Here is a 2,317-nt window from a genome sequence, read left to right as displayed (position 1 = left end):
GGTTAACCGTATAGGGGAGCCGAAGGGAAACCGAGTCTTAACTGGGCGTTAAGTTGCAGGGTATAGACCCGAAACCCGGTGATCTAGCCATGGGCAGGTTGAAGGTTGGGTAACACTAACTGGAGGACCGAACCGACTAATGTTGAAAAATTAGCGGATGACCTGTGGCTGGGGGTGAAAGGCCAATCAAACCGGGAGATAGCTGGTTCTCCCCGAAAGCTATTTAGGTAGCGCCTCGTGAATTCATCTCCGGGGGTAGAGCACTGTTTCGGCTAGGGGGCCATCCCGGCTTACCAACCCGATGCAAACTGCGAATACCGGAGAATGTTATCACGGGAGACACACGGCGGGTGCTAACGTCCGTCGTGAAGAGGGAAACAACCCAGACCGCCAGCTAAGGTCCCAAAGTCATGGTTAAGTGGGAAACGATGTGGGAAGGCCCAGACAGCCAGGATGTTGGCTTAGAAGCAGCCATCATTTAAAGAAAGCGTAATAGCTCACTGGTCGAGTCGGCCTGCGCGGAAGATGTAACGGGGCTAAACCATGCACCGAAGCTGCGGCAGCGACGCTTATGCGTTGTTGGGTAGGGGAGCGTTCTGTAAGCCGTTGAAGGTGTGCTGTGAGGCATGCTGGAGGTATCAGAAGTGCGAATGCTGACATAAGTAACGATAAAGCGGGTGAAAAGCCCGCTCGCCGGAAGACCAAGGGTTCCTGTCCAACGTTAATCGGGGCAGGGTGAGTCGACCCCTAAGGCGAGGCCGAAAGGCGTAGTCGATGGGAAACAGGTTAATATTCCTGTACTTGGTGTTACTGCGAAGGGGGGACGGAGAAGGCTATGTCGGCCGGGCGACGGTTGTCCCGGTTTAAGCGTGTAGGTGTGTGCTCCAGGCAAATCCGGTGCACTTTAACACTGAGGCGTGATGACGAGGCACTACGGTGCTGAAGTGACAAATGCCCTGCTTCCAGGAAAAGCCTCTAAGCATCAGGTAACACGAAATCGTACCCCAAACCGACACAGGTGGTCAGGTAGAGAATACCAAGGCGCTTGAGAGAACTCGGGTGAAGGAACTAGGCAAAATGGTGCCGTAACTTCGGGAGAAGGCACGCTGATATGTAGGTGAAGTGGTTTACCCATGGAGCTGAAATCAGTCGAAGATACCAGCTGGCTGCAACTGTTTATTAAAAACACAGCACTGTGCAAACACGAAAGTGGACGTATACGGTGTGACGCCTGCCCGGTGCCGGAAGGTTAATTGATGGGGTTATCCCTCGGGAGAAGCTCTTGATCGAAGCCCCGGTAAACGGCGGCCGTAACTATAACGGTCCTAAGGTAGCGAAATTCCTTGTCGGGTAAGTTCCGACCTGCACGAATGGCGTAATGATGGCCAGGCTGTCTCCACCCGAGACTCAGTGAAATTGAACTCGCTGTGAAGATGCAGTGTACCCGCGGCAAGACGGAAAGACCCCGTGAACCTTTACTATAGCTTGACACTGAACACTGGTCCTTGATGTGTAGGATAGGTGGGAGGCTTTGAAGTGTGGACGCCAGTCTGCATGGAGCCGCCCTTGAAATACCACCCTTTAATGGCTGGTGTTCTAACGTGGGCCCGTGATCCGGGTTGCGGACAGTGTCTGGTGGGTAGTTTGACTGGGGCGGTCTCCTCCTAAAGAGTAACGGAGGAGCACGAAGGTCAGCTAATCCTGGTCGGACATCAGGAGGTTAGTGCAATGGCATAAGCTGGCTTGACTGCGAGCGTGACGGCGCGAGCAGGTGCGAAAGCAGGTCATAGTGATCCGGTGGTTCTGAATGGAAGGGCCATCGCTCAACGGATAAAAGGTACTCCGGGGATAACAGGCTGATACCGCCCAAGAGTTCATATCGACGGCGGTGTTTGGCACCTCGATGTCGGCTCATCACATCCTGGGGCTGAAGTAGGTCCCAAGGGTATGGCTGTTCGCCATTTAAAGTGGTACGCGAGCTGGGTTTAGAACGTCGTGAGACAGTTCGGTCCCTATCTGCCGTGGGCGCTGGAGAACTGAGGGGGGCTGCTCCTAGTACGAGAGGACCGGAGTGGACGCATCACTGGTGTTCGGGTTGTCATGCCAATGGCACTGCCCGGTAGCTAAATGCGGAAGAGATAAGTGCTGAAAGCATCTAAGCACGAAACTTGCCCCGAGATGAGTTCTCCCTGACTCCTTGAGAGTCCTGAAGGAACGTTGAAGACGACGACGTTGATAGGCCGGGTGTGTAAGCGCAGCGATGCGTTGAGCTAACCGGTACTAATGAACCGTGAGGCTTAACCTTACAACGCCGAAG

At 54.2% G+C, this 2,317-nt stretch carries 1 rRNA gene; it reads left to right on the top strand.

The features are described 5' to 3' along the window. Window positions 1-2,305, top strand: a 23S ribosomal RNA gene (locus tag OGV50_RS00410); the annotation flags it as partial. Between the last annotated feature and the right edge of the window lie 12 nt (window positions 2,306-2,317).

It is taken from the genome of Citrobacter sp. CK180 (assembly GCF_030333655.1).
GTDB classification, from domain to species: Bacteria; Pseudomonadota; Gammaproteobacteria; order Enterobacterales; family Enterobacteriaceae; genus Citrobacter_B; species Citrobacter_B koseri.
The sequence above is the reverse complement of the archived record's forward strand: the minus strand, read 5'-3'. Positions and strand labels throughout refer to the sequence as shown.